The 21582-nt window shown below is 68.4% G+C and carries 29 protein-coding genes; 24 read left to right on the top strand and 5 right to left on the bottom strand.

Annotated features, from left to right (window positions below):
* Nucleotides 1–278: 278 nt before the first annotated feature.
* Nucleotides 279–1253: an endonuclease/exonuclease/phosphatase family protein gene (locus ACWEWT_RS06745; protein WP_452556913.1), complete on the bottom strand. Its 975-nt coding sequence runs from the start codon at nt 1251–1253 to the stop codon at nt 279–281.
* A 51-nt stretch (nt 1254–1304) separates the two neighbouring features.
* Complete coding sequence (locus tag ACWEWT_RS06740) at nt 1305–1898, bottom strand: TetR/AcrR family transcriptional regulator (protein WP_452556911.1); 594 nt, start codon at nt 1896–1898, stop codon at nt 1305–1307.
* A 62-nt stretch (nt 1899–1960) separates the two neighbouring features.
* Here ACWEWT_RS06740 and ACWEWT_RS06735 point away from each other — a divergent pair, with 62 nt between their 5' ends.
* From ACWEWT_RS06735 to ACWEWT_RS06710, 6 genes are all read left to right on the top strand, one after another.
* Complete coding sequence (locus tag ACWEWT_RS06735) at nt 1961–2041, top strand: putative leader peptide (protein WP_452557694.1); 81 nt, start codon at nt 1961–1963, stop codon at nt 2039–2041.
* A gap of 101 nt (nt 2042–2142) precedes the next feature.
* A complete protein-coding gene (locus ACWEWT_RS06730; RefSeq protein ID WP_452556909.1) occupies nt 2143–2664 on the top strand; it encodes a DUF4242 domain-containing protein in 522 nt (173 codons plus the stop codon).
* Entirely contained in the window at nt 2661–3698 is a 1038-nt protein-coding gene (locus ACWEWT_RS06725) for an acyl-CoA dehydrogenase family protein (RefSeq protein ID WP_452556907.1), read from the top strand. The genes ACWEWT_RS06730 and ACWEWT_RS06725 overlap by 4 nt, the downstream gene beginning before the upstream one ends.
* A complete protein-coding gene (locus ACWEWT_RS06720) occupies nt 3674–4405 on the top strand; it encodes an ABC transporter ATP-binding protein (RefSeq protein WP_452556905.1) in 732 nt (243 codons plus the stop codon). The genes ACWEWT_RS06725 and ACWEWT_RS06720 overlap by 25 nt, the downstream gene beginning before the upstream one ends.
* Nucleotides 4402–5556 (top strand): ABC transporter substrate-binding protein, encoded by a 1155-nt coding sequence (locus ACWEWT_RS06715; protein ID WP_452556903.1) that lies wholly within the window; start codon nt 4402–4404, stop codon nt 5554–5556. The genes ACWEWT_RS06720 and ACWEWT_RS06715 overlap by 4 nt, the downstream gene beginning before the upstream one ends.
* Nucleotides 5553–6314 carry an ABC transporter permease gene (locus ACWEWT_RS06710; protein WP_452556901.1) on the top strand — a complete coding sequence of 254 codons (762 nt, stop codon included), beginning with the start codon at nt 5553–5555 and terminating at the stop codon, nt 6312–6314. Before ACWEWT_RS06715 ends, ACWEWT_RS06710 begins: the two co-directional genes overlap by 4 nt.
* A 31-nt stretch (nt 6315–6345) precedes the next feature.
* Here the strand turns inward: ACWEWT_RS06710 and ACWEWT_RS06705 are convergent, their stop codons facing one another.
* Nucleotides 6346–6939 (bottom strand): TetR family transcriptional regulator, encoded by a 594-nt coding sequence (locus ACWEWT_RS06705; RefSeq protein ID WP_452556899.1) that lies wholly within the window; start codon nt 6937–6939, stop codon nt 6346–6348.
* 53 nt (nt 6940–6992) lie between these two features.
* Here ACWEWT_RS06705 and ACWEWT_RS06700 point away from each other — a divergent pair, with 53 nt between their 5' ends.
* A complete protein-coding gene (locus ACWEWT_RS06700; RefSeq protein ID WP_452556897.1) occupies nt 6993–8027 on the top strand; it encodes an SDR family NAD(P)-dependent oxidoreductase in 1035 nt (344 codons plus the stop codon).
* A gap of 112 nt (nt 8028–8139) precedes the next feature.
* Nucleotides 8140–8616, top strand: a complete 477-nt coding sequence (locus ACWEWT_RS06695) for a hypothetical protein (RefSeq protein WP_452556895.1) — start codon at nt 8140–8142, stop codon at nt 8614–8616.
* Nucleotides 8617–8663: 47 nt separating this feature from the next.
* On the opposite strand, the gene ACWEWT_RS06690 is transcribed toward ACWEWT_RS06695, so the two are convergent.
* Nucleotides 8664–9275 carry a TetR/AcrR family transcriptional regulator gene (locus ACWEWT_RS06690; protein ID WP_452556893.1) on the bottom strand — a complete coding sequence of 204 codons (612 nt, stop codon included), beginning with the start codon at nt 9273–9275 and terminating at the stop codon, nt 8664–8666.
* 101 nt (nt 9276–9376) lie between these two features.
* On the opposite strand from ACWEWT_RS06690, the gene ACWEWT_RS06685 reads away from it, so the two are divergent.
* The 12 genes from ACWEWT_RS06685 to ACWEWT_RS06630 all read left to right on the top strand — a co-directional run bounded on the left by ACWEWT_RS06685 (nt 9377) and on the right by ACWEWT_RS06630 (nt 17107).
* On the top strand, nt 9377–10756 hold the full coding sequence (locus ACWEWT_RS06685; RefSeq protein ID WP_452556891.1) for a cytochrome P450: 1380 nt from the start codon (nt 9377–9379) through the stop codon (nt 10754–10756).
* A 335-nt stretch (nt 10757–11091) separates the two neighbouring features.
* Complete coding sequence (locus ACWEWT_RS06680) at nt 11092–11703, top strand: hypothetical protein (RefSeq protein WP_452556889.1); 612 nt, start codon at nt 11092–11094, stop codon at nt 11701–11703.
* A 6-nt stretch (nt 11704–11709) separates the two neighbouring features.
* The gene (locus tag ACWEWT_RS06675; RefSeq protein ID WP_452556887.1) at nt 11710–12924 is read left to right on the top strand and encodes an SRPBCC family protein; all 1215 of its coding nucleotides are present in this window, start codon (nt 11710–11712) and stop codon (nt 12922–12924) included.
* A complete protein-coding gene (gene gvpJ, locus ACWEWT_RS06670) occupies nt 12921–13322 on the top strand; it encodes a gas vesicle protein GvpJ (RefSeq protein WP_452556885.1) in 402 nt (133 codons plus the stop codon). Before ACWEWT_RS06675 ends, gvpJ begins: the two co-directional genes overlap by 4 nt.
* On the top strand, nt 13322–14113 hold the full coding sequence (locus ACWEWT_RS06665; RefSeq protein WP_452556883.1) for a GvpL/GvpF family gas vesicle protein: 792 nt from the start codon (nt 13322–13324) through the stop codon (nt 14111–14113). The genes gvpJ and ACWEWT_RS06665 overlap by 1 nt, the downstream gene beginning before the upstream one ends.
* A 4-nt stretch (nt 14114–14117) precedes the next feature.
* Entirely contained in the window at nt 14118–14384 is a 267-nt protein-coding gene (locus ACWEWT_RS06660; RefSeq protein WP_452556881.1) for a gas vesicle protein GvpG, read from the top strand.
* Nucleotides 14381–14716 (top strand): gas vesicle protein GvpO, encoded by a 336-nt coding sequence (gene gvpO / locus ACWEWT_RS06655; protein WP_452556880.1) that lies wholly within the window; start codon nt 14381–14383, stop codon nt 14714–14716. The genes ACWEWT_RS06660 and gvpO overlap by 4 nt, the downstream gene beginning before the upstream one ends.
* A complete protein-coding gene (locus tag ACWEWT_RS06650) occupies nt 14713–15099 on the top strand; it encodes a gas vesicle protein (RefSeq protein WP_452556878.1) in 387 nt (128 codons plus the stop codon). Before gvpO ends, ACWEWT_RS06650 begins: the two co-directional genes overlap by 4 nt.
* Nucleotides 15096–15884: a GvpL/GvpF family gas vesicle protein gene (locus ACWEWT_RS06645; protein WP_452556876.1), complete on the top strand. Its 789-nt coding sequence runs from the start codon at nt 15096–15098 to the stop codon at nt 15882–15884. The genes ACWEWT_RS06650 and ACWEWT_RS06645 overlap by 4 nt, the downstream gene beginning before the upstream one ends.
* The gene (locus ACWEWT_RS06640) at nt 15878–16072 is read left to right on the top strand and encodes a gas vesicle protein (RefSeq protein WP_452557693.1); all 195 of its coding nucleotides are present in this window, start codon (nt 15878–15880) and stop codon (nt 16070–16072) included. Before ACWEWT_RS06645 ends, ACWEWT_RS06640 begins: the two co-directional genes overlap by 7 nt.
* On the top strand, nt 16069–16374 hold the full coding sequence (locus ACWEWT_RS06635; protein ID WP_452556874.1) for a gas vesicle protein K: 306 nt from the start codon (nt 16069–16071) through the stop codon (nt 16372–16374). Before ACWEWT_RS06640 ends, ACWEWT_RS06635 begins: the two co-directional genes overlap by 4 nt.
* Before the next feature lie 88 nt (nt 16375–16462).
* Nucleotides 16463–17107 (top strand): LysE family translocator, encoded by a 645-nt coding sequence (locus ACWEWT_RS06630; RefSeq protein ID WP_452556872.1) that lies wholly within the window; start codon nt 16463–16465, stop codon nt 17105–17107.
* 8 nt (nt 17108–17115) lie between these two features.
* Here the strand turns inward: ACWEWT_RS06630 and ACWEWT_RS06625 are convergent, their stop codons facing one another.
* Entirely contained in the window at nt 17116–17757 is a 642-nt protein-coding gene (locus tag ACWEWT_RS06625) for a hypothetical protein (protein ID WP_452556870.1), read from the bottom strand.
* 406 nt (nt 17758–18163) lie between these two features.
* Between ACWEWT_RS06625 and ACWEWT_RS06620 the strand changes: the two genes are divergently transcribed.
* From ACWEWT_RS06620 to ACWEWT_RS06605, 4 genes are read left to right on the top strand one after another with little or no spacing between them, the layout of a single operon-like run.
* Nucleotides 18164–18874, top strand: coding sequence for a TenA family protein (locus ACWEWT_RS06620; protein WP_452556868.1), 711 nt, complete (start codon nt 18164–18166; stop codon nt 18872–18874).
* Complete coding sequence (locus ACWEWT_RS06615) at nt 18871–19893, top strand: ABC transporter substrate-binding protein (RefSeq protein WP_452556866.1); 1023 nt, start codon at nt 18871–18873, stop codon at nt 19891–19893. Before ACWEWT_RS06620 ends, ACWEWT_RS06615 begins: the two co-directional genes overlap by 4 nt.
* Nucleotides 19871–20716: an ABC transporter permease gene (locus ACWEWT_RS06610; protein ID WP_452556864.1), complete on the top strand. Its 846-nt coding sequence runs from the start codon at nt 19871–19873 to the stop codon at nt 20714–20716. The genes ACWEWT_RS06615 and ACWEWT_RS06610 overlap by 23 nt, the downstream gene beginning before the upstream one ends.
* Nucleotides 20709–21518 carry an ABC transporter ATP-binding protein gene (locus ACWEWT_RS06605; protein WP_452556862.1) on the top strand — a complete coding sequence of 270 codons (810 nt, stop codon included), beginning with the start codon at nt 20709–20711 and terminating at the stop codon, nt 21516–21518. The genes ACWEWT_RS06610 and ACWEWT_RS06605 overlap by 8 nt, the downstream gene beginning before the upstream one ends.
* The last annotated feature ends 64 nt before the right edge of the window (nt 21519–21582 follow it).

The raw sequence follows: 21582 nt of genomic DNA, 5'->3' as shown, positions 1-21582 counted from the left end.
GTCGGCGCGGGTCGGCCGACGACGGCACAGCGGGATGCTAGCAGCGCTGCCGCGGTTTCTTCGTGGTGCGCGGACAACAGCCGGCCGATCACCGAGGTGGCGCCCGATCCGCGGATTCAGAATTCCCGTGACGCGAATTCTGCTGTCGTACCGGGTGTGGGCTCCGACGGCACGAGCGAGCGACGATCGCCGACCGGTAGGTTCAGAGCTCTTCGCCGCCGGACGATTCTCCGTCGGGACCGGGCGTAGGCCGAACCACCCACGACCGACGGATCGGTTCACGAGCCCGCCGGGTGCCCGCCATCGGGAAAGCCGATCCGCGCCACCAGTGCCCGGTGATCCGCGCCGGGCAGGGCGGCCGTCTCCACCGTCGTCGCACTGCCGCCGGCGACGAGAATGTGGTCGATTCCGACCAGCGGTGGCCACCGTTTATCGGTCGGGTAGGTGACCAGATGTCCGGCGCCCGCCTGGACGGCGGCGTCTGCGAATCGCCCGTCCAGCAGCGCGCGGTACTGCGCATGGTCGTAGGTCGCGTTGAAGTCGCCGCCGACGATCGCCGGACGGTCCGCGGGAGCCGCCCGCAGGATCGCGTCCAGCCGCGACAATTCGTCGGCCCACACGCGAGTCCCGTACACCGGTGGTACCGGATGGAAGGCGTAGACAGCCACCGGCCCGATATCGGGCACAGTGGCCGTCGCGGAGAGCTGGTTCAGGACGAACCCGTCGTATTCGACGGTGTCCGACAGTGGATAGCTGCTCCAGATTCCGGTACCGGTCGCGGTCCGGCCGGGGGAGAGATACCGGTGGGGCAGTAGCTCGTCGAGCCCGGCCCGGCCGAGCGCCTCGACCGCGGCGGGGGTGAGTTCGTCGACGGTCAGCAGGTCGACCTGTCGCGCTCGTACCTCGTCGACGAATGCCCGCGGCTCGGCCCCGTCGAAGAGGAGGTTCGCCTGTAGCACCGTCAATGTGTGCCCGGTGTTCGCGGCGTCGTCCGACCGGTACAGCGGAAGCTGCGTCCACATCCCGGCGGTCGCGACCAGCAGCGCCAATCCGGCACCGCTCCAGCGCCGCCCGGCGGCGAACGCGGCGACACCGACGAGTGCGGAACCCATCAGATACGGCGCACCCGATGCGGCGAGCACCGGTAATTGCGCGGACGAACGGCTGAAGTGCAGCCCGATGCCGGCGGTACCGGCGAGCGTCGCCGACCAGGCGAGCATATCGGCGGCGGTCCGGACCAGCGTGGAATTCACGTGCGCAAGCCAAGCACATCCGTCGGGGGTGCCCGGTATTCCGGCCCGGCCTCAGGCGGGTGGGATGAGCCCGGCGGCCAGCGCGCGGCCCAGGCGTAGTGGTTCCACGGCGTGCTCGAGTTTGGAGCCGGCCAGGGCGCCGTCGTAGATCAACTGGATGCGGCGGGCGAGGCCGGCGGCGTCGGGGGCCCCGCGAGCCTCGAGCAGTTCGGCGAGGGTGTCGAGCATCCAGCGGCGGTGGGCGACCACGGGTGCGAGCGCCTCGTCCGGGAATTCGGTTGCGGCATTGGCATATTGGCAACCACGGAAACCGCGGTCCGGCGCGGACGCGAGCGCGAGGTCGAAGAAGGTGAGGATGCGGGCGGCCGGATCGGTGATCGCGGCGGTGGCGTCGTCCCACCGGGCGCGATCGCGGCGGTCCAGATGTTCGAGGTAGGCGATGACCAGTGCGTCCTTGGAGCCGTAGCTGGAATACAGGCTGGCTCTGGCCACGCCGGATTCGGCCAGGATCCGGTCGATTCCGATCGCGCGGATACCGTGCCGGGCGAACAGGGTGGTCGCGGTATCGAGCAGGCGCTGTACCGGCGCGGGTTTGCCGCGCCGTTCGGCGGATGCCGGTGCCGCGGACTCGGTTGTTGTGGCCACATGTCCACCATAACCATTTCTCGATATAGACAGATCGTTCTATCTATGGATACCCTGCTTCCGTGACCCGCAGCAATCTCACCCGCCGCCTGCACGTGGACCTCGTGCGCGTGGCCACCGCTGCCTGTCGTCACCGGCGCTGATCCGGCTCCGCTCCGCGCGGCGCCGATCGTTCGCACTCTCTCCCGGCCGCCCGCGCGGCCGCGCGCTCGCACAGATCCCACCCCGGAAGGCGGCTGCCCTCATGTCCCTGTATCTCTACGAACTCCTGCCCACCGGCGCTGCGGCCCGCACCATCGAGGAATTCGGCACCCGCGTCGAGAAAGAAGGCGGCGCACTGATCGAAGCCCAGGTCACCGCCGGGGCGACCCGGATCTTCGCGATCACCGAATTCGCGAGCTGTCGCGCTCCCGCGCTCCCGGCTGCGGATCTGCTCGCCGATACCGTCGACGGTCCACACGAAATCCGGCTGGTGGGTGCCGATCCGGCCGCGATCAAGGCAGCCCGGCCCGGCGCCGGATATCTGGTCGAATGGGATATCCCCGCCGAGATCGATATGGACACCTATCTGGCCCGGAAGAAGGCGAACGCCCCCAAGTACGCCGATGTGCCCGAGGTGAGCTTCCTGCGGACCTATGTCCGTGAGGACACGGCCAAATGCCTCTGCTTCTACGACGCGCCCGACGAAGCCGCCGTCCGCCGCGCCCGCGACGCGGTGAACACCCCGGTCGACCGGCTGCACGAACTGGCGGATCCGCGGATATGACCGTCACCGTCACTTCCGCCGCCGGGCGCGCGGTCGCCGAATTCGTCCGGGCCCGCGCCGCCGACCTCGACCTGGGACGGACCGATATCCGTGCCGATATCGCCGAGATCGGCGGGCACGGCCTGCTCACCGCCGGACTCGGTGGCTCCGATATCCGCGAGATCGCCGGAGTCGTCGAGCGGGTCGCCGCCGAGAGCCTGGCGGCGGGATTCTCGGTGTGGGCCCAGCGGATGACCCTCGAATACGTCCGGCGCGCACCGGAACCGGTGCGCGATCGCTACCTGGACGATCTGGCGTCCGGTCGGCAGATCGGTGTGACCGCGATGGCTGCGGCGCTCAAACATCTCGCCGGCCTGGGGGAACTGCCGCTGCGCGCCGACGAGGCGGTAGGTGACCGGGTCACCGGCCCTATCGCATGGGCTTCCAATGTCTTCCGGGATTCGCTGATCGTCTTCCCGTTCCGGGGTCGGGACGGCGGCGGCCGGGTGGGTGTGGTCCGCGCCGACGCCGACGGTGTGCACATTCGCCCGGCGCCGGAATTGCTGGCGCTCGGGGCCACGGCCTCGACCGCGCTGACCTTCGACCGGGTCGAAGTGCCCGCCGACCGACTGGTCACCGCCGATCTGCCGGCGTTCTGCGCGACGATCCGGCCGGTGTTCCTGCTGCTGCAGACCGCGTTCTGTGTAGGAGTCGCCGGTACCTCGGTGACCGAGGCCGGCACCCGGCTCGACGGTCTCGGTGCCCAGTTCCGCACGCAGTACCGCACTCTCGCCGACAAGTATTCCTCGGTGCGGCAGCGTTTGCACGGCTTCGCCGCCGATGCCCACGCGACCCTGCCCGCCGAACTCATCCGCCTGCGTCTGGACGCGGCGTGTACGGCGGTCGACGCGACCCGGCTGGAATCGACCCTGCGCGGTGGGGCGGGTTATGCCCTGCACTGCGATACCAACCGGCGGTTCCGGGAAGCCGCTTTCCTCCCTGTTCAATCTCCCTCGGAAGGCCAATTGCGGTGGGAACTGTCGCAGTACGACTAGCAGGTGCCCGCAAGACCTATTCCGGACGCACGGATCCCGTACTCGACGGCGTCGATCTGGAGATCGGCGCGGGCGAACTGCTCGTCGTGCTCGGTGCCAGCGGTAGCGGTAAATCGACGCTGCTGCGCGTGGTCGCCGGTCTGGACCGGCTCGACGGCGGTGAGATCAGCTGGAGGGAAGGAGAGACCGGGAGGCCGGCCACCGGTGTGGTCTTCCAGCAGCCGTTGCTGATGCCCTGGCTGTCGGTGCGGGACAATGTCGGCTTCGGCGGCCGGTTCGCGCGGCACCGGGCCGGTTTCGACCCGGACCATGTGGCCGGACTGCTGGATCGGTTCGGTCTGGCCGGTCTCGCCGACCGCCGTCCCGATCAACTCTCCGGCGGACAGGCGCAACGGGTCGCGGTGATCCGGGCGGTGGCGGTACGACCGCGCCTGCTGCTGCTGGACGAACCGTTCAGCGCGCTGGACCCCGCGGTCCGCGCCGATCTGCAGGACTGGCTGGCCGGACTGGTCCGCGAAATCGGTTGCACCACGGTACTGGTCACCCACGATATCGACGAGGCCCTCCGCCTCGGTGACCGGATCGTACTGATCGGGACGGGCGGTACGGTGCGTGCGGAGTTCCGCGAACTCGGTGGCGCCGCCGAACGGGATCTGTTGCGGCAGCGCATCATCGACCGCTACCGGGATTCAGCGGTGATATCGTGAGCGTTCCGTCGATATCGCGGCGGGGATTGCTCTGCGGATGTGCCGGACTCGTCGCGGCCGGTGGCCTCGCCGGCCTGGCCGATCTCGGCCGGGCGGCCGCGCAGCGACCCGGCCGCGGCGGTGAGCGACTACGGATCGGCTATCTGCCGATCACCGACGCCGCGCCGCTGCTGCTCGCCGACCGCGGCCCCGCGGCCGCCGACCTCGCCGAACCGGTGCTGTTCCGCAGCTGGGCCGCCCTGGCCGAAGCGTTCCTCACCCGCCAGGTCGATATCGTGCACCTGCTCATGCCGATGGCGGTGCAGTTGCGCTTCGGCCTGGGCGCGCCGGCACGGGTTCTCGGCTGGAATCACACCAACGGATCGGCCCTGACGGTCGCGCCCGGCATCACCGAGCTCGGGCAACTGGCCGGGACGCAGGTCGCCATCCCGTTCTGGTGGTCCATCCACAACATCGTGGTGCAGCAGTTGCTGCGTGCCAACGGGTTACGGCCGGTGATCCGTGGTGCGGCCTCGCGTTCGGCGGGCACGGTCGAGCTGGTCGTGATGAGCCCCTCGGATATGGTCCCGGCGCTGGCCAACGGTTCGATCAGTGCCTTCACCGTGGCCGACCCGTTCAACGCTGTCGCCGAACTACGCGGGGTCGGCCGGATCCACCGGTTCCTCGGCGATCTCTGGCGTGACCACGCCTGCTGCGCGCTGGTCGTGCACCAGGAGCTAGTGGACCGGCGCCCGGCGGCCGTGCAGGCGGTCGCCGATTCGGTGGTCACCGCGCAGCTGCGGATCGGCGCCGACCGTTCCGGCGCCGCGAAACAGCTGGCGGGTGCCTACCTGCCGCAGCCGCTGCCCGCGATCACCGCGGCGCTCACCTATCCCGGATCGCGTCCGGTCCGGCACCCGTCCTGGCAACCACAGCGAATCGGCTTCCAGCCCTTCCCCTTTCCGAGCTTCACCACCGCACTGGTGGCGGCCATGCACGACACCGTCGTCGACGGCGATACCCGATTCCTCGGCGGCCTGGATCCGGACCGGGTGCACGACACCCTCGTCGACGACCGTTTCGTACGTACCGCGCTCGACCGCGCGGGCGGCCCGGCCGCCTTCGGCCTTTCCGACCGGCTCACCCGCATCGAGGAGATCGATCCATCGTGAACACCGTCGACACCCGGCCCCGGACCGCTACCTGGCTGCCCCGTCTCGCCGCCGTCGCCGCTGCCCTGCTGCTGTGGTGGGTGCTCACCGATCTGGTGGCCGGACCCGAATCGCTGCTCCGCGAGTTCGGCCCGCAACACGTTCCCGGCGCGGCCGGGCAACTGTTCGACCGCGGGGTGCTGCTCCCGGATATCGCGGTGAGTATGTGGCGGTTGCTGGTGGGGTTGCTGATCGCGATCACCGTCGGTATTCCGCTCGGGTTGCTGCTGGGCTTGCACGCCGCCACCGAACAGGCGGTGGCCCCGGTGGTGCAGTTCCTGCGGATGATCTCCCCGTTGTCCTGGGCGCCGATCGCGGTCGCGCTGTTCGGTATCGGGAACCAGCCGGTGATCTTCCTGGTCGCGGCGGCCTCGGTATGGCCGATCGTGCTCAATACGGCGGCCGGGGTGCGGGCGATCGATCCTGGGCTGTTGCTGGTGGCGCGTTCGTTCGGTGCGACTCGGCGCGAACAGCTCTCGACCGTGATCCTGCCCGCGATCCGCGTACAGGTGCAGACCGGCGTACGGATCGGCCTGGGTATCGCCTGGGTGGTGCTGGTGCCCGCCGAGATGCTCGGCGTGCGTTCCGGACTCGGGTACCAGATCCTCAATGCTCGCGACCAGCTCGCCTATGACCAGGTGATGGCGGTGATCGTGGTGATCGGCGTCCTCGGCTACGCGCTCGATACGCTCTCCCGGGTGGTGCTCGACCGCCGCTGACCGTCGTTGCGGGATCGTGCGTTGCCCGGCGTCAACCGGCGAAACCGGTTCCGGCGCTACGGATCGCGGCCCGCATGGCGGTCACCCGGTCGGCGGGTGCGGCGATGACCGCGGCGGCGACCGCGGCACCCAGACACGCGCCGAGATGGGTGGCCATTGTCGGCCACAGCGCCGGGTCGGCGAATCGGGCCCGTAGTGATTCGAGGAGCAGGGTGTGCGCGGATTGCAGCCGTGACATGAGAGACGCGGGAATTCCGCGGGCGCCGCGCACGACCTCGGCACGTACATCGGCGAGTTCGTCCGAGCGGTCCGTGGCGGTCTCGAAGGCGTCGACCAGGGTGAGCGCCGCGGCCTGCACCGAATCCCATGGGCCGGTGCCGGGATCCAGGCGGTCGAGTGCGTCGAGCGCGGCCCGGATATGTCCTTCGAGGTGATGGAAGAGGACATCCTCTTTGGCGGGGAAATAGTGGAAGAAGGTCCGCCGGGAGACGCCGGCCGAGTTCGCGATATCGGTCGCCGAGGTCGCGGTGAATCCGCGGTCGAGGAACAGATCCGTCGCGGCGCGGATGATGGCCGCGCGGGTCTCCGCGCGTTTCCGATCTCGTAGACCCGTCGTCTCGCCCATCGGAGCAGACTAACCCCTGGCGCAGCACAATGCACTAGTGCATACTTGCACTGATGCGTAGTTACTCGAGTGGACGACTCGGCGTGAAGGAGGAGACGGCGATGGGCGAACTGGACGGCCGGACTGTGCTGGTGACCGGTGCGGGCCGCGGTATCGGACGGGCCGAGGCCCTGTATCTGGCGGCCGCGGGAGCGAACGTGGTGGTCAACGATCCGGGAGTGGATATCGACGGTTCGGGCGGCGACGAATCCGTGGCCGCGGCCGTGGTGGCGGAGATACGGACGCGCGGCGGTTCCGCGGTCGCCGATACGGGCAGTGTGTGCGACTGGGCCGCCGCGGAAGCCATGATCGACCGGGCCGTAACGGAATTCGGCGATCTGCACGCCGTGGTGAACAATGCGGCGATCGAGGCCAACCGGCCGGTGGACCGGCTCGCCGAGGCCGAATTCGACGAGGTGGTCGCGGTGAAGCTGAAGGGAACCTTCGCGGTGAGCCGGCATGCGGCGGCCTACTGGCGCGAACGCTACGCCGCCGGTGACCGTCTCGACCGATCCGTGGTGAACACCGCCTCCGGGTCCGGCCTGCTCAATCCGCTACCCACGCAGACCAATTACGCCGCGGCCAATGCCGCGGTCGCGGCGATGACGACAGTGCACGCCCTGGAACTGCGGCGGCTCGGCGTACGTGTCAACTGTGTCAGCCCGTCCATGGTGCGCACTCGGCTGACCGAATCGGTGCCGACCATGGCCGAGAATCCGGGGCCGGATGCTTTCGATCCGAAAGATCCGATAGTTCTCGCTCCGGTGGTCGGCTATCTGGTCGGGCCCGGCTGCCCGCTCACCGGTCAGGTTCTCTCGGTCCGGGGTGGTTCGGTCGCGGTGAACCACGGATGGCGTCGCGGCGAACAGGTGGACCGGGACGCGTTGTGGACGATCCCGGAGCTCGCGGCGGCCCTGGAAGGGCTACCGCTGGAGGATCCGTTCGAGCGGTTGGCCGAGGCGCTCGGCGGCGCACTCGGCACTGCTGGTCGCGCCGAGCTGGAGGCGCTGGTCGCCGCACAGCTCGACGGCGCGATACCGGCCGGGTAGCGGCGACAAGCGATCAGGAATCGAGAAGCGCCGGCCACAGCACCGCCCTTAGCGTCATCGGCAACGTCGTTCGTACGGCAGATCGCCGGGAACACGAACCTCCGAGGAGAACATGATGACCTGGAACAAGCGGTTCCGGCGGGCGCACCGGGTGCTGGCGCCGATCTTCGCGGCGACTCTCGTGGTCACCGTCGTCGCACTGGCGCTGCGGGGTCCGGAATGGTTGTCCTATCTACCCCTTCCGCCGCTCGCCTTGCTGTTCTTCTCCGGTGTGTATCTGTATGTCCGGTCCCTCGTCGCGGTCCGGCGCGGCGGCCCGGCGGGTCGGTCGGCGCGATTCCCGGAATCGGGTACCCGTCCGGCGGCGAGCGGGGTCCGGACACTGCATCGCTGGGCGGCTGTCGCGTTCACGGTGACCGTGCTGGCGACTTTCGTAGCGCTGTCGCTTCCGGAGCCCGTCGTCTGGATTTCCTATCTGCCGCTGATCCCGCTGACGCTGCTCTTCTTCTCCGGGCTGTACCAGTTCGTCCTGCCCTATCGGAACGCGCGCTCCGCCGGTGCGCCCGATCGGCGGCCCGCCGCTGTCTGATGCCCACGGCGGGGATATCGGTTGTCCTCCGGCGGTGTTGTAGCTGGTCAGCGATACAGCCCGACCAGGGCGCGCGACGCCGCGTCGACTATCTCGTCGGCCGAAGCCTGTGATGAGCCGTCCAGCCAGGCGGTGACCAGTTCGGCCATACCGCCGACGAAGAGCAGGCCGGCGGTTTCGTCGGCGTTCTCACTGCGGTCGCGGGGCCCGAAGAACTCCCGCGCCTCCAGCGCCGACTGATGGGCGAGGTGGCGCAGGAGTTCGGTCCGGCGCCGGCGTAATTTCGGGACCGCGACCGATTCCACGATGGCTACCCGGCCCTTGCGCGGATCGTCGATCAGCTGTTGGACGAACGCGCGGATCGAGGCCCGGGCGCGCGCGGCCGGGTCCGCGCCGGCGAGCTCGGCGGCCCGCCGGCTGATCTCCTCGATCTCCGCGGCGATCCCGTCCATCACCGCTTCGAGCAACGCGTCGAGTCCGGCGAAGCTTTCGTAGAAGTAGCGCTCGCTGAGTCCGGCCGCGGCGCAGACGGCGGTCATCGTGGTCCGCGTGTCCGGGTCCGCCCAGACGGTCAGGCCCGCTTCCAGTAGCCGGGCGCGGCGTTCGGCGGCGCGATCGGCCGCGCTGACGCCCCGGTAGATCCCCGATTGCACGGCCACATCCTCAGCATGCCACAGGAATCGGCCGACGAAGGTTGACAGGACATCCTTCCTGAATCAGGCTGGACGTGACCACCGCCACACCAGCACGAGGTGAGCAGATGAAGGCCGAGGCCCTGGAGCCACGCGAGGAAGCCGCTACGACGGGGCCGGCGGCTACGCGGCCGATCCCGGTCCAGCACCGCGACGACCGCGGATTACCCCTGCTCGGGCAGGTGCTGGAGTACGCCAAGGATCCGGTCGCGCTGTGCCGCGGCCGCTGGGAGCGCTACGGGCCGGTGGCTCCCTTCCGCGCGCTCGGGAAAAACGCGGTGATGCTGCTCGGACCCGACGCCTGCGGCGCGGCTCTGCAGAACAAGGACAAGGCGTTCGCCAACGAGCCCGCCTGGTCCGAACTCGTCGGCCCGTTCTTCCACCGCGGTCTCATGCTCATCGACTTCGAGGAGCATCTGGCGCACCGGCGGATCATGCAGGAGGCATTCACGAGAACCCGCCTCGAGGCCTACACCCAGCGCCTGCACCCGGCCATCGAGCAGGGGGTGGCGGCTTGGGAAGAGGGCACCGAGTTCCCGTCGTACTGGAAGCTCAAGCAGCTCACCCTGGATATCGCCGCGGATCTGTTCATGGGCGGTGTGCAGGACACCGGGCAGGCCGAGATGGACCGGATCAACAAAGCGTTCATCGCCTGTGTGCAGGCCGCCGCCGGGATCGTCCGGATCAACGCGCCGTTCACTCGCTGGGGCCGGGCCTATCGCGGTCGCAAGGTGCTCGAGGATTTCCTCCGCCACTATCTGCCCGCCAAACGCGCCGAGCGGACCGACGATATCTTCTCGGTGCTCTGCCATGTGGAAGACGAGGACGGCGAGCGGTTCGGTGACGACGACGTGGTCAACCATATGATCTTCCTGATGATGGCGGCGCACGACACCTCCACCATCACCACCTCCACCATCCTGCAGTACCTCGGGCAGCATCCGGACTGGCAGCAGCGTTGCCGGGCCGAGGCGCTCGCCCTCGGGCCGGCGCCGACAATGGCCGAGCTGGACAAGCTGGTCTCGATCGATCTGGTGATGCGGGAGGCACTGCGCCTGCGGGCTCCGGTTCCGGTGCTGGTCCGGTACGCGGTGAAGGACACCGTGGTCGAGGGCGTTCGTATCCCCGCCGGTACCGATGTCATCGTGGGTATCCAGTTCACCCAGCTCATGGAGGACTACTGGACCGATCCGTTGTCCTTCGACCCCGACCGGTTCGGCCCCGAACGCCGTGAGGACAAATCGCACCGTTTCGCGTGGGAACCGTTCGGCGGCGGTGTACACAAATGCATCGGAATGTATTTCGGGGGTCTGGAGGTGAAGGCGATCATGCACAGGTTGCTGCGCGAGTACCACTGGACGGTCGATCCCGGCTATGTCCCACCGATGGACTACCACTCGCTTCCGTTTCCGAAGGACGGCCTGCCGATCACCCTGATCCGCAACTGAACCGCCGGAGGTCTGCTTCCCGGTGTCGCTTCCGGCGGAAGCCGCACCGGGGCTCGCAGGCGGGACCGTGACTCGGCGCTCTACCCGATACGAGTTCCCGGTGTGACGCGCTGCGGCGGGACCGCCGAGCGATTGCCGGACGAAGGGTCGCTACGGGGTCTCGCCGGTTCGCCGCCGTGTTCGTTTCTTGCCCTGTATTCCTATCGACCATGCGGATAACCAGGAATACGCTGGAAGCCGTCCACCGTAATGTGGTCTGTCCCATTTCTGGGGTCTCTGGTCTCGGCCGCTCCCGTCGTGAGGTGTAGCGGTACCCGAGGCGGCGAGGAGTGAGCATGAAAGGCGGAGCAAGAATTGCGTTAGGGGTGGGAATCGGATATTTCCTGGGTCGTACCCGCAAAATGCGCTGGGCCATGGGACTGGCGGGCGCGGCGATGACCAAACGATCCACGGGGCTCGCAAGCGAACTGATCGAACGCGGCGCATCGACGCTGGGTGGTACCGCGGAGCTGGGCAAGATCACCGATACCGTGCGGGGCGAACTGCTCGGCGCGGTGCGGTCGGCGGCGGTGACCGCGGCGAGCAACCGCCTCGACGCGTTCAACGAGCGGCTGCAACTACCGGTGCCGACCGAGGACGAGGACAGCGGTGGCCGTCGGCGGGCCGCCGCGGTGGAGACGAAGGACGCCGAGCCCGAGCCGGCGGACGAGGAAGTCGGCGACGAGACCGCCGAGTTCCCGGACGAGGAAGAACCGGACGAGGAAGAAGCCGGAGAACCCGCGCCCCGGCCGCGTGCACGCCGATCGACCGCGGCCGGGACATCCCGGTCCGGCGCACGGACCTCGTCCCGGTCGTCCGGGCCCGCGGAGGGCAGGAATACCGCGGCGCGGCGGCGCCGCTCGACGACCGATACCGACGCGGCGCCCGTGCGGCGCACCAGGCGGTGACCAGTCATGGCGAAAGTATTGCGTGATGCCGCCTCGGGCGTCGGAAAGGCGGCTACCGGCACCGCCGACCGTGCGACCGGGGTCGCGAAATCGGCCGGTTCGACGGCCAGGAAGACCGCGGAGCAGGCGAGTCCCGGCGATCTGCTCCGGCAGTCGGCGCAGAATCTCGCCGGAACCCTTGCCCAGCGGGCCGTGTCCAGTCTGTCCGGCGGGGTATCGGGCGCGGCCGACCGGTTGAACGAATATGCCGAAGGCCAGGGTGGCAACCTGCTCGCGGCGTTGACGGGAGTCGAAAAGCTCTCCGAAGGCGCGTCCCCGATGCGGGCGGCCCTGAGCGCGGGAGTGAGCAAAGTCGGACAGTCGTTCAAGGACACCGTGTCCTCGGCCAAGGACGCGCTCACCGGCGGGGGCGGCAAGGGTGGCAAGGGGAAGAAACTCAAACTGGCCAATATCGTCGAGCACATCGATATCGGCGCCGAGGTCGAGCTCGTGTACGACCTGTGGACCCAGTTCGCGGAATTCCCCAAGTTCATGAAGAAGCTGGAACAGGTGGAACAGGTCGCCGACGAGAAACTCTCCTGGACCGGGCGCGTGTTCTGGTCGCGGCGGATCTGGGAGTCCACCATCCTCGAACAGGTGCCGTTCGAGCGGATCGTCTGGCGTTCCAAGGGGGCCAAAGGCTATATCGACGGCGCGGTCACCTTCCACGAATTGGGCCCGCATTTCACCCGGGTGCTGGTGGTTCTGGAATATCACCCGCAGGGATTTTTCGAGAAGACCGCCAATATCTGGCGTGCGGCCGGGCGCCGATGTCGCCTGGAACTCAAGCATTTCGAGCGTTATGCGATGACCGAGGCGGTGTTGAGTCCCGACGATATCGTGGGCTGGCACGGCGAGATCCGTGACGGCGAGGTCGTCGAGGACGACGAGACCGCGCGGCGCCGGGAAGAAGAGGAGAGCGCCGAGGACGAGGGCACGGAGGAAGAAACCGGCGCGGACGAAGAAGCCGCCGAAGGCGAAGAAGACTACGAAGAAGAAAACGGCGGAGAAGAAGACGAAGCAGGCGAACTCGACGAGGACGAGGACGGCGAGACCGAAGAGGATTCGGCTGAAGACGACGCGGCCGACGAGGCCGAACCGGAGCCCGCGCGCCGCCCGGGCGCCCGGCGCCGCGCCGCCGCACCACGCCGTTCCCGCGAGAGGCGAGGAGCGCGCACATGACCATAGAACCCGCGGGCGGTGGCGGTAGCGGCGCTGTCGCCCGTCCGAACTCATCCGGCCTGGCCGAGGTCGTCGACACCATCCTGGACAAGGGACTCGTCGTCGACGCGTTCGTCCGAGTGTCCCTGGTCGGTATCGAACTGGTGACCATCGACGCCCGCGTCGTGGTCGCCAGCGTCGACACGTATCTGCGTTTCGCCGAAGCCGTCAACCGGCTGGAGATCTCGAGTAACGAGCCCAAGGGGCTGACCGACCTCGTGGGCGATGTCACCGAGGGCGCGGCCGAGCACAAGACGAAAGGTGCCATCGAAGCGGCGGGGAAGAAGGTGCAGGACTTCCTCGGGGACGTGCAGGACCAGCGCCAGACCTCCCGGGTCTCCAAACGAGGGGAGCGATGATGTCCACCGCGAGTACCGCAACCGAAAGCGATCGCGATCAGCGGACCGGGGTGTACGTCTACGGCATCGTGACCGCCGATGTGGAGCCGGAACCGCACGCCCAGGGGATCGGTGACCCACCCGCCGACGTCGCCGTCGTACGGCACGGCGATATCGCCGCCCTGATCAGCGAGGTCTCGCTCGACCGCCCGCTGGGCATGCCCGACGATCTCACCGCGCACGCGCGCCTGCTGGACGGGACGGCCGCTGTGGCCCCCGTGTTGCCGCTGCAGTTCGGCGGCGTGGTCACCGATACCGAGGCGGTGGAACAGGAACTACTCGCCCCCAACCACGACCAGTTCCGCAGCGCGCTGAACGATCTGGAAGGCCGCGCCCAGTACGTGATCCGCGGACGTTACACCGAGAACACGGTGCTCCAGGAGATCCTGGACGAGAACCCCGACGCGGCACGATTGCGCGCGGAGATCCGCGACAGACCCGAAGACGCCACCCGGAACGAGCGGATCAGGTTGGGCGAGATCGTGAACCGGGAGATCGAGGCCAAACGCGCCGCGGACACCCGCCGGGTGGCGGCCGCGCTCAGCGATCTCGATCCGACCGTGCGGGAGCGTGAGCCCACACACGAAGAGGAGGCCGTCCACCTCGCCGTACTGCTCGACCTGTCCCGGGAGGACGATCTGCTGCGCGCGCTGACCGAACTCGGCGCGGAATGGGACGGACGGGTCCAGCTGAACCTGCTCGGGCCGATGGCGCCCTACGATTTCGTGACCGCCGGCGAAGTCCCGGAGTGAGGATATGGGACTGCTGTCGTCGATCGTCCTGTTACCGCTGGCTCCGGTCCGCGGGGTGATCTGGCTGGGTGAAGTGATCGAGGAGCAGGTCGATCGGCAGTGGCGCAGTCCGGCCGCTGTCCGCCGCGATATCGAAGAGATCGAGGAGGACGCCCGGGCCGGTGAGATCTCCGAGGACGAGCGGGACCGGGCATTGCGGGAGGTTCTCTCCCGGATCAGGCGCCCGGCCCGCGGATCCCCGCCGACCGGTGAGAGGAGAGAGCCACTATGAGCCGCAGGCCGACCACCGAGGACGGCGCAGACGTCGATCCGGATCCGGACAGGCCGCAACCGCTCACCGCCCGGGAGGCCGCGGCGGCGGCGGTCGAGCATCTGATGGAGTTGACATCTAAGCAGGTGGAAGGTGTCACGTCCATGGAGCCGCTCGAGGACGGCCGGCTGGTGGAGATCGAAGTACTCGAGGATCACCGCATCCCCTCGTCGGCGGATACGCTGGCGCTCTACGAGGTGGAGGTGGATTTCGACGGGAATCTGCTGGCCTACCGCAGAACCACCCGCTACGCGCGCGGTAGCACCGAGATCGGCGGACGGGGCCGGCGATGACGGTGGTCGGTGGCGGCGGATCGTACGAACCGCAACCCTACAGCGGTGGGCACCAGTCGACGAACCTCGCCGATATTCTCGAGCGGGTCCTCGACAAGGGCTTGGTGATCGCCGGTGATATCCAGGTGAATCTGCTCGATATCGAATTGCTCACGATCAAACTGCGTCTGGTCGTCGCCTCGCTGGAAACCGCCAAAGCGGTGGGCATCGACTGGTGGGAGACCGACCCGTGGCTCAACAGCAAGGCTCGGACGCTGGAGCGGCAGGACCGTGACCTCGAACTCGAGAACCGCGAATTACGCGACCGGATAGCCGAACTCGAAGCCGGCCGCCGGGAGGCCGTCGAGGCCCGCCACGAACAGCAGGAGAAGAAGCGGCCGTGACCGGCGACACCGGCGTCTGGCTGTACGCGGTGACCGCGGCCCCGGACGCCGCGCCGGGGTTCGCCGGACTCACCGGAGTGGCCGGTGAGCCCGTCCGTGTCGTGGCCGCGGAATCGCTTGCCGCGCTGGTCGGATCGGTCCCGCTCGCGGTATTCGGGGCGCAGCCGCTGAGCCGGAATCTGGAGGACCTGGACTGGCTGGCCGCTACGGCGCGGGCGCACGACGCGGTGGTATCCGCCGCGGTGCGCCGGGCACCCGCGGCGCCGCTGCGGCTGGCGACCGTTTTTCTCGATGACGAGCGGGTGCGCGAACTGCTCCGCGAACGGCAGGCCGATCTGGAGGCGGCGCTGGTCCTGGTCAGCGGGCGCACCGAATGGGGTGTGAAGGTCTACGGCGACCGTGCCGCACTCACCGCCGCAGTCGCCGAGGCCCGGGCCGACGCCACCGCGCAGGGGGCCGGCGCGGCCTACCTGGCCCGCCGCCGCGCTCAGCTGTCTGCTCAGGAGACGGTGGAAGCCGATGCGGCGCGGCGCGCGGAGACCATCCACGCCCGGTTGAGCCGCCGGGCCGCGGCCGGTAGACGCCAGCCGACCACGGATCCCGCGCTGAGCGGGCGCAGCGATTGGATGGTGCTCAACGGTACCTATCTGGTGGACGACGACCGCGCCGACGATTTCGCCGCGGCGGTGGATGCCCTGGGTGCCGAATTCCCCGGTATCCGGCTCGAACTCACCGGACCGTGGCCGCCGTACTCGTTCGCGGGCGTGGACCGCGAGGCATCGTGAACAGCGTCGACAGCGAGCGCCGGATCGCACTCGTCGACCTGCTGGATCGCGTTCTGGCGGGCGGGGTGGTCGTCTCCGGCGATATCAAACTCGCCATCGCCGATGTCGATCTGGTCCAGATCTCGTTGCGGGCCCTGATCTCCTCGATCAGCACCCTGTACGGTCCGGCCCCGGGGCAGCCGCGATGACCGAATTCGACGGGCTGTCACCGCGTATCGACACCGACCCGGAAACGGTGGAGCGCGGTCTGGTCACGCTGGTTCTCACCCTGGTGGAACTGCTGCGCCAGCTGATGGAACGACAGGCCCTGCGCCGGGTGGACACCGGTGATCTGAGCGACGACCAGGTCGAACGCATCGGTACCACGCTGATGCTGCTGGAACAGCGGATGGACGAGCTCCGTGAACATTTCGGACTCACGCCGGAAGATCTGAACATCGACCTCGGACCCCTCGGTCCGCTGCTTCCCGAGAACCCCTCGGGACGGTGACCGATAACCGCGATCCCGGACGGAGGCGGACTCGAACGGGTGGCGTAATCCGATCGCCGTCAGGGCGGTTCCCACTTAGAATCCGGTGATGGTCCCTGCCGCCAATCTGCTCGCGTTCGTGGCCGCGGCCACTCTCATCGTCGTCGTTCCCGGGCCCGGTGTCCTGTTCACCATCGGTCGTGCGCTCACCCTGGGGCGGCGAGCGGCCCTGATCTCGGTGCTCGGCCATTCACTGGGCGTGCAGATCGCGTTGCTGTTCGTCGCGGTGGGACTGGGTGCGGTACTCGCGGCCTCGGCGACGGCCATGGCGATCGTGAAAGTGACCGGCGCCCTGTACCTGATCCACCTCGGGGTGCAGGCGTTCCGGGAGCGCAAGGCGTTACACGAGGTGCTGGGTTCGCCCGCGTCGCCGACCAGTGGCCGCCGGGTGTTCCGGCAGAGCGTGGTGGTCGGGGTGACCAATCCCAAGGCGATCGTCTTCTTCGCCGCGGTCCTACCGCATTTCACCGACGCGGCATCCGGATCGCTGCCGCTCCAGCTCCTGGTGCTGGGCTCGTTCTTCCTGGTGATCGCATTGATCAGCGATACCGCGTGGGCCCTGCTCGCGGCGTCGGCCCGCAACTGGTTCGCGCGGTCACCGAAGCGGCTGGAAGCGGTCGGGGGTGCGGGCGGTGCGCTGATCGTGGGGCTCGGTGCCTCGGTCGCCGCCGAACAAGGGTTCTCCGGCCGCTGAGCGGTTCATCAGCAGGTCACGTGAATATCGGCCGCCGAGTCGAAGGACACGTGTACGTGGTCGTAGTGGTTCTGGGTGGGGCTCCCGCGGTCCTCCATGTACGTCCAGCCGCTGCCGTCGTTGTACCGCTGCTGCCAGATCACATAGGACACCCCGAACCGCTCTTTGTTGGCCAGCACGAAGTCGGCGATCGCATCGCCCCGGGCGGGATCGGACATCATGAAATCGAGCGCCAGACCGGCACCGTGATCACCGTCGTACCGGCCGTTCGCGCCACCGATATCACCGACGCCGAACGTCTTGTCGATCAGATTTCCCACCTGCGCCACCTGCGGCTGCGCTCCCGCGAGTTCGGCGGAGCAGGGGATCGCCGGGGGTGCGTGCCGCTTGGCGTATCTGGCGGGTTCCGGTGGCCGCGGCCGATCGACCGCGGCCACCGGAACCGGTGCCCCGGGTGCGGCCTCGGGCGCCGCCGTGCCGATACCGGCGGCGGGGACCGCGGGCATATCGACAGCCGCCGCCGCGGGCCGAGCGTCCGGGCCGGGCCGGGCCGTCACCGACAACGCGATCACCGCCGTCGCCGCGATCGCGCTTCCGGCCAGCGGAGCGATCTTCTTGGCTCGGGCCGGTTTGCGGTGTTGACCAGGCATAATAGGGACCACTCGTAACGCTCGACGACAAGATCACTGTTAGATTACGAAACGGTCGCGGCGATGTCACGGTGACGGCGCACATGGGTCACCTGTCGCGCTTCGAAGCAGGGCCGATACCCATGAGGCCGACGGTGTGCACCATTCGACCGGCTCATGCGCGACTGAGCCGGTCGACCGACCGGGAGCTGCGATGCCCTGGTCCGTCTCGGACTCCGACAGCCCGCCGGATCGCGTCACCGGTGCGTTCCGGCGCAGTGTTCCCCGGCCGCCCGCCGCGTACCTGGTCCCCACCGCGGGCCCGGTCACTGCTATGGTCGGATTCGTTCTGACACGGGGTGCTCCGCGACGCGGGGCTGAGAACATACCCGAGAACCTGTCCAGGTAATGCTGACGAAGGAATGTCTTGGCTACACGCGCGCACGACACCGAATCCGGCCGATTCACCGAACACCTCTGGGATCGGACGAAGAATCTGCGCGGAGCCATCGATGAGCTCGAATTCCTGCGGCGGCTCGGCGACGGCACCCTGCCGCTCGATGTGTTCCGCACCTACGTGGAACAGGATTCGCTGTACCTCGCCGGCTATTCGAAGGTGCTGGCCCTGCTCGCGGCGAAATCGCCCGACGCGCAGGCCGCGCAGTTCTGGGCGGGTTCGGCCGCCACGGCCGTGGCCGTCGAGGCGGGTATGCACAACGACCTGCTCAGCGATGGTCGTCTCCCGGCCCGGGAGGGCGAGCCGGAGCCTTCGCAGGCCTGTCTGGGATATGTCTCCTATCTGGTCTCGACCGCCGCGACCGAGTCGTACGCGGTAGGCGCGGCGGCCGCGCTGCCGTGCTTCTGGATCTATGCCGAGGTCGGTCGCGAGCTGGCCGTCGGCGCGGCCGCGGTACTCGCCGCCGACCCCCGGCACCCCTATGCGCAGTGGGTGTCCACCTACGGCGCCGCGGAATTCCAGGAATCCGCGACCACCGCCCGGGCTTTCGTCGATACCGCGGCCGCGGCCGCGAGCGACCGGGATCGCGCGGCGATGGCGACCGCGTTCACCGTCGCCACCCGGTACGAACTGATGTTCTGGGATACCGCCCTGCATCCGCAGCCGTGGCCCGCGCCATGAGCGGCCGGTTACGCCGGGCTCTCGCGGCGGCGGTCGCGGCCGTGGCGGTATTCTCCGCGCTCACCGCCTGCGATACCGGGCCCGGTGACGGCGCGACCATACGGTTCGCCCTGGACTGGACACCGAACACCAACCATTCCGGATTGTTCGTCGCGCAGCAGCGCGGCTACTTCGCCGACGCCGGTCTGGATGTGCAGATCCTGCCGTACAACAACACAGCCGTCGATACCGTCATCGACGCCGGGAACGCCGAATTCGGGGTCAGTACCCATAATTCGTCGACCTTCGCACGGGCCTCCGGCGCGCACACCCTGTCGGTACTCGCCCCGCTGCAGCACTGGGCCACGGGAATCGGTGTGAAGGCCGACCGCGCCGATATCACCCGCCCGAAGGATCTGGACGGCAAGACCTATGCCGGTTTCGGTGATCCCGGCGAGGTGGAGGCACTCCAGCAGGTGATCCGCAACGACGGCGGCCGCGGCGAATTCACCACCGTCACCCTGGGTACCTCGGCCTACGAGGCCGTCTACTCGGGCAAAGCCGACTTCACCGTCTCCTATCTCGGCTGGGAAGGGATCGAGGCCGAACACCACGGCACCCCGATGCGGTATTTCCGGTACACCGATTTCGGTTTCCCGGACGCGTACGCGATCGTGATCGACGCCAACCAGGACTGGCTGGCCGCCAACCCCGACCGCGCCCGGAAATTCGTGCAGGCGCTGCAACGCGGATACCAGTTCGCCGCCGACGATCCGGACGCCGCCGCCCAGGATCTCATCGACGCCAACCCCGGTGCGTTCAACGACGAGAGACTGGTGTTCGAGAGTCAGCGCATGCTGGCCGAACAGTTCATGAAGGCGCCCGACGGCCGGGTCGGCGGTCAGACCCGCGAGCAGTGGGCCGCGAATTCCGGCTTCCTGTACGAAAAGGGCCTGCTCACCGGGCCCGACGGCGCAGCGCTGACCGAGGAGCCCGACTGGTCGGGCTATTTCACCGATGACTACCTCGCCACCCCGTAGCGATTCCGCATCCGATACCCCGTTCGAGCCCGCCGCCACCGTTCCGGGCCGATCGGCCGGGATCGGCCGGTCGATACCGGCCCTCGTGATCGTGGCGGTGCTGGTCGCGCTCTGGCAGGTCTATGTCGAGGTCAGCGGTATCCGACCGCAGCTGCTCCCGTCCCCGGTGCGGGTGGTGGAACAGGGATGGGCACACCGCGACGAGATCGGTGTCCATGCCGCCGCCACCCTCCAGGTCACCCTGATCGGTTTCGCGGTATCGCTCGGCCTGGCCTGGCTGCTGGCTGTCGTGGTCGATTTCTCGCCCTGGCTGCGCCGGGCGTTCGTACCGCTGTTCGTCGCCTCCCAGACCCTGCCGATCATCGCGATAGCGCCGTTGATGATCATCTGGTTCGGTTTCGGGTTGCTCCCGAAAGTTCTCGTCGTCGCACTCGTCACCTTCTTCCCGATGGCGATCGGGCTCATCGAGGGGTTCGCCGCGGCCGACCGGGAGGCGGGTGCGCTGCTGCGCAGTATGGGGGCCTCACGAGTCCAGGTGTTCCGGTATGTCCGGCTACCGTCCGCCGTGCCACGATTCTTCACCGCGCTCCGGATCGGGATCACCTACGCGGTCGTCGGTGCGGTATTCGCCGAGTACGTCGGCGCCAGCCGCGGCCTCGGCATCTATATGAGCCTGCAGAAGAACTCCTTCCGCACCGACCTGGTGCTCGCGGCCGTACTCGTCACCGCGCTCATCAGTATCGCGCTGTATCTGCTCACCTTCGCGATCGAACGTATCGTCGCACCGTGGGCCCGCGCGGAGAACAGGAGCCGGCGTGACTGAGGCCCGCGGCAACCGGATCGTCGTCGACGCCCTCACCAAATCGTTCCCGCGGCCCGGTCGGCGCCGCCCCGACCGGCAGGTACTGGGCGGAGTGTCGTTCACCGCGCAGCCGGGGGAGTTCGTCTCCGTCATCGGCCCGAGCGGCTGCGGTAAGAGCACCGTTTTCAGTATGCTCGCCGGTCTGGAGACGCCCGATTCGGGCAGTATCCATTTCGGTACGAGCGACGGTGAGCCGAGCGCGGCGCACTGCGCCTATATGCCGCAGAAGGACCTGTTGTTCCCGTGGCGTACGGTGCTCGACAACACCGCCCTGGGCCTGCAGGTACAGGGCGTCCCGAAACCGGAGGCCCGGCGCCGGGCCCGCGCACTGTTCCCCGTTTTCGGGCTCGCCGGTTTCGAGGACGCACGACCGTCCCAGCTCTCCGGCGGTATGCGGCAGCGGGCGGCGATGCTACGGACCGTGGTGCAGGAGCGGGAGTTGCTGCTGCTGGACGAGCCGTTCGGTGCTCTGGACTCGCTCACCCGCACCGAGATGCAGGCGTGGCTCCAGGATGTCTGGCAGCGCTATCGATGGATGGTACTGATGATCACCCACGACATCCGGGAAGCGGTATACCTGTCGGACCGGGTGATCGTGCTGTCCGCGCGACCGGCCACGGTACGTCGCGAGGTGGATATCGAGCTGCCCAGGCCGCGGCACCTGTCGATGATCACCTCTCCGGAATTCGTCGCGCTGGAACAGGAACTGCTGGATGTGCTCCACGAAGAAGCACGCCACGCACTGGCCCAGCAGGACCACTGAGACCCACGATCCGGAACCGTGAGCCCGGCGAACACGTCGCCGACCCAGCGGTTCGGAACCCGGC

The sequence above is a fragment of the Nocardia sp. NPDC003963 genome, assembly GCF_053605105.1.
This window is presented reverse-complemented; position numbering and strand designations above follow the sequence as displayed.

Bases quoted from the DNA above. Each gene is read 5' to 3' on its own strand.
- gvpJ (WP_452556885.1), top strand. From the start codon at position 12,921: ATGACCATAGAACCCGCGGGCGGTGGCGGTAGCGGCGCTGTCGCCCGT.
- ACWEWT_RS06610 (WP_452556864.1), top strand. From the start codon at position 19,871: ATGACTACCTCGCCACCCCGTAGCGATTCCGCATCCGATACCCCGTTC.
- ACWEWT_RS06675 (WP_452556887.1), top strand. From the start codon at position 11,710: ATGGCGAAAGTATTGCGTGATGCCGCCTCGGGCGTCGGAAAGGCGGCT.
- ACWEWT_RS06705 (WP_452556899.1), bottom strand. From the start codon at position 6,939: ATGGGCGAGACGACGGGTCTACGAGATCGGAAACGCGCGGAGACCCGC.
- ACWEWT_RS06725 (WP_452556907.1), top strand. From the start codon at position 2,661: ATGACCGTCACCGTCACTTCCGCCGCCGGGCGCGCGGTCGCCGAATTC.
- ACWEWT_RS06685 (WP_452556891.1), top strand. From the start codon at position 9,377: ATGAAGGCCGAGGCCCTGGAGCCACGCGAGGAAGCCGCTACGACGGGG.
- ACWEWT_RS06695 (WP_452556895.1), top strand. From the start codon at position 8,140: ATGATGACCTGGAACAAGCGGTTCCGGCGGGCGCACCGGGTGCTGGCG.
- ACWEWT_RS06625 (WP_452556870.1), bottom strand. From the start codon at position 17,757: ATGCCTGGTCAACACCGCAAACCGGCCCGAGCCAAGAAGATCGCTCCG.
- gvpO (WP_452556880.1), top strand. From the start codon at position 14,381: ATGAGCCGCAGGCCGACCACCGAGGACGGCGCAGACGTCGATCCGGAT.
- ACWEWT_RS06635 (WP_452556874.1), top strand. From the start codon at position 16,069: ATGACCGAATTCGACGGGCTGTCACCGCGTATCGACACCGACCCGGAA.
- ACWEWT_RS06680 (WP_452556889.1), top strand. From the start codon at position 11,092: ATGAAAGGCGGAGCAAGAATTGCGTTAGGGGTGGGAATCGGATATTTC.
- ACWEWT_RS06730 (WP_452556909.1), top strand. From the start codon at position 2,143: ATGTCCCTGTATCTCTACGAACTCCTGCCCACCGGCGCTGCGGCCCGC.
- ACWEWT_RS06660 (WP_452556881.1), top strand. From the start codon at position 14,118: ATGGGACTGCTGTCGTCGATCGTCCTGTTACCGCTGGCTCCGGTCCGC.
- ACWEWT_RS06615 (WP_452556866.1), top strand. From the start codon at position 18,871: ATGAGCGGCCGGTTACGCCGGGCTCTCGCGGCGGCGGTCGCGGCCGTG.
- ACWEWT_RS06650 (WP_452556878.1), top strand. From the start codon at position 14,713: ATGACGGTGGTCGGTGGCGGCGGATCGTACGAACCGCAACCCTACAGC.
- ACWEWT_RS06630 (WP_452556872.1), top strand. From the start codon at position 16,463: ATGGTCCCTGCCGCCAATCTGCTCGCGTTCGTGGCCGCGGCCACTCTC.
- ACWEWT_RS06700 (WP_452556897.1), top strand. From the start codon at position 6,993: ATGCGTAGTTACTCGAGTGGACGACTCGGCGTGAAGGAGGAGACGGCG.
- ACWEWT_RS06665 (WP_452556883.1), top strand. From the start codon at position 13,322: ATGTCCACCGCGAGTACCGCAACCGAAAGCGATCGCGATCAGCGGACC.